This window comes from Vibrio sp. 10N.222.46.A1 (assembly GCF_041473595.1).
Classification (GTDB): Bacteria; Pseudomonadota; Gammaproteobacteria; order Enterobacterales; family Vibrionaceae; genus Vibrio; species Vibrio tasmaniensis_A.
The window spans coordinates 1-3,316 of record NZ_JBFRSN010000691.1 but is presented as its reverse complement, the minus strand read 5'-3'; the positions used below and the strand labels follow the sequence as shown (position 1 = coordinate 3,316).

Sequence of the window (3,316 nt, the reverse complement as noted above, 5' to 3'; positions counted from 1 at the left end):
CGGCATGTTGAATAGCTAAGCGAGCACGTCTTTCCAGCAAAACTTGCTTTGATGAACTCGCGAGCATTTTGTCTCGCCACGCCATCAACTCTTCAGAGTCGGTATTGATCAAGCGGAACGCTAGGTAATCCGCGAGCTCTTGGGATTTTTCTTTCGAAAATTTTTGAGCTTTCACAACATCATCAAAAACCTCTTGAGCGCTGCTTGCGGATTTCCTTACTAGCTTCTCGAAACCAAATTCGGTTTGTGCTTGGTAGAATTCATTCGCTGGGTGCTTCTTAGCAAACGCGAGTACATCTTCAGGCTTGTTGTACAACGCCTTCATCTGCTTCGCTTGAGTAATTGACTCATCATGATCTAATTGCTTAACCAAGTAGCTCATTAACTTACCGTTTCGACTCTCGAACGCTAAAAGCATTCTGTCCAGAATCAGCTGATCCGTTCTTAAGCCCGCTTCATCCCAACTTTCGAAAAGTGAATCACAGTTATCATCAACACCACGGCCACTTAACCAAAGTTGTTTCGCACCTTTAAAGGCGAGATCTTGATTACCTTGTTCATAATTAGCGCGGTAATAGATACATTGATATTTTTCACCAACAGGCTCTTGGGTTTGAAACTCAAGGATCGTCTTCCACTGTTTTTGAGCCGCCAATAAATCTAAATAAGGCGCTCGTATACGATTGGAAAACGGCAGTGCTGTGTTCTCTTCAATAAAAGCATCCACCTCGCTTGGCGTTCGATCACCTAAGCCCAGTAAAAAGGCGCGATAGTCAGTGTAAGGTGTTAACGGGTATGTTTGAATTTTGTTACGAAGTGCTGAATAAGCTTTTAGATCACGGTTGTCTAAAACCTCTTGCGCTCTGTCATAAACATCACGCTGCATTTCAAGCTCGGAAGCATTGCTGGCCATAGCCATTGGAGCCTGTGAAAATGAAAACAAAATTGCCGATGCAGCGACAGCAATTTTCGTATTACCAATGCGGAAAAACATTCGCTCTTTCCTTAGTGCGTGTATGAATACGTGAAGTCTATTTACGCCCGACATCACATCAAATGTAAAGAGTTTGAGTGTAAATATTGTTAATATTTAACACATCGCCTCGAAAGCTTATTAAATATAGTTTTAATGACCAATGTGACAATAATAGGTGAGGATTAGTTCAAGAATGGCTTTTCTGTCCTAGGAGTAACATCTTTGAGGATATTGGTATAAAATAGCAAACAATTTTGAACAATAATTAGGATCGATCGGCAATGGCTGAATACGTATATACCATGTCTCGGGTGAGCAAAACTGTTCCACCTAAGCGTCAAATTCTTAAAGACATTTCTCTTAGCTTTTTTCCTGGCGCTAAAATCGGTGTTTTGGGTCTAAATGGTTCAGGTAAATCTACCCTACTACGTATCATGGCTGGTATTGATACTGATATTGATGGTGAAGCACGTGCACAACAAGGTCTAAAAGTAGGTTACCTACCTCAAGAACCTGTACTAGACGAATCAAAAACCGTTCGTGAAATCGTAGAAGAAGCGGTTTCAGATGTTGCTGACGCACTTAAGCGCATCGACGCAGTATATGCCGCTTACGCAGAACCTGATGCAGATTTCGATGCATTGGCGAAAGAGCAAGGTGAGCTTGAAGCTCTGATTCAGGCGAAAGACGGTCACAACCTAGAGACAGCTCTAGAGCGTGCAGCTGACGCACTTCGCCTTCCTGAGTGGGATGCGAAAATCGAATTCCTATCAGGTGGTGAACGTCGTCGTGTTGCTATCTGTCGTCTACTTCTTGAGAAGCCAGACATGCTGCTTCTTGATGAACCAACCAACCACTTGGATGCAGAATCAGTTGCTTGGCTTGAGCATTTCCTTGTTGATTACAGCGGTACTGTTGTGGCAATTACCCACGACCGTTACTTCCTAGACAACGCTGCAGGTTGGATTCTAGAACTTGACCGTGGTGAAGGTATCCCATGGGAAGGCAACTACACATCTTGGCTAGAACAGAAAGATGAGCGTTTGAAGCAAGAAAAAGCTGGCGAAAGCGCACGTCAAAAAACGATTGAGAAAGAACTTGAATGGGTTCGTCAAAACCCTAAAGGTCGTCAAGCTAAGTCTAAAGCTCGTATGGCTCGTTTTGAAGAAATGACGACTGGCCAATACCAGAAGCGTAACGAAACCAACGAATTGTTCATCCCACCAGGTGAGCGTTTAGGTGACAAGGTACTTGAAGTTAAGAACCTAACGAAGTCATTTGGTGATCGCGTTCTTATCGATGACCTATCATTCAGCATGCCTAAAGGCGCTATCGTTGGTATCGTTGGTGCCAATGGTGCGGGTAAATCAACACTATTCAAGATGCTAAGTGGCGCAGAACAGCCAGATTCAGGCACAGTTGAACTTGGCGAAACGGTTAAGCTTGCTTCTGTTGATCAGTTCCGTGACAGCATGGACGACACAAAAACAGTATTCCAAGAGATCTCTGAAGGCGCTGATATCATTAAGATCAACAACTTCGAAATCCCTGCTCGTGCATACTGCTCTCGTTTCAACTTCAAAGGCAACGACCAACAGAAGATCATCGGTCAGCTTTCAGGTGGTGAACGCAACCGTGTTCACCTAGCGAAACTGCTAAAAGCGGGCGGTAACGTACTGCTACTCGATGAACCAACCAATGACCTTGATGTTGAGACACTACGAGCTCTTGAAGAAGCACTACTTGAGTTCCCTGGCTGTGCAATGGTTATCTCGCATGACCGTTGGTTCCTTGACCGTATTGCGACCCATATCTTAGACTACCGTGATGAAGGTCAAGTTAACTTCTACGAAGGTAACTATACTGAATATACAGAGTGGCTGAAAAAGACTCTAGGTGCACAAGCGGCAGAACCTCACCGCATCAAATACAAACGTATTGCAAAGTAAATAAGCTTGTATTTTGAACAAAGGCCGCGATAATAGCGGCCTTTGATATATCTGGCTTACTATTTACCTATTGATATAGAGAGATTACCTATGCTTGAAAGACGTAAATTTTCACGAGTTATTTATCAAGTTCCGACTGAGATTTCACAAGGACAAGTAAATGTATCAGGCTCAGTGCAAGACCTATCTCTTCATGGTTTACTCATTCAATGTGATAAATTACAGCAACTCAGAACTGACACTCCTGTTCAAGTCAGCTTTAAGCTCGAAAACAGTGATATCAATATTCAGTTAGAAGCAACGATAGTCTCGACCATCAATACCTCAATGCGTTTACGTATAGAGCATTTAGATATTGATAGTATCAGCTACCATCAATATCTAAATGCTC

General features: G+C 43.1%; 2 protein-coding genes and 1 pseudogene. 2 read left to right on the top strand and 1 reads right to left on the bottom strand.

Annotated features, from left to right (window positions below):
* Positions 1 to 994 (bottom strand): annotated as a pseudogene (locus AB4496_RS18455) (lytic murein transglycosylase); the annotation flags it as partial.
* Positions 995 to 1,257: 263 nt separating this feature from the next.
* Here AB4496_RS18455 and ettA point away from each other — a divergent pair.
* Positions 1,258 to 2,925 (top strand): energy-dependent translational throttle protein EttA, encoded by a 1,668-nt coding sequence (ettA, locus tag AB4496_RS18450; RefSeq protein WP_009848459.1) that lies wholly within the window; start codon positions 1,258 to 1,260, stop codon positions 2,923 to 2,925.
* 90 nt (positions 2,926 to 3,015) lie between these two features.
* A partial coding sequence (locus tag AB4496_RS18445; RefSeq protein WP_372131583.1) for a PilZ domain-containing protein occupies positions 3,016 to 3,316 on the top strand: 301 nt, incomplete at its 3' end.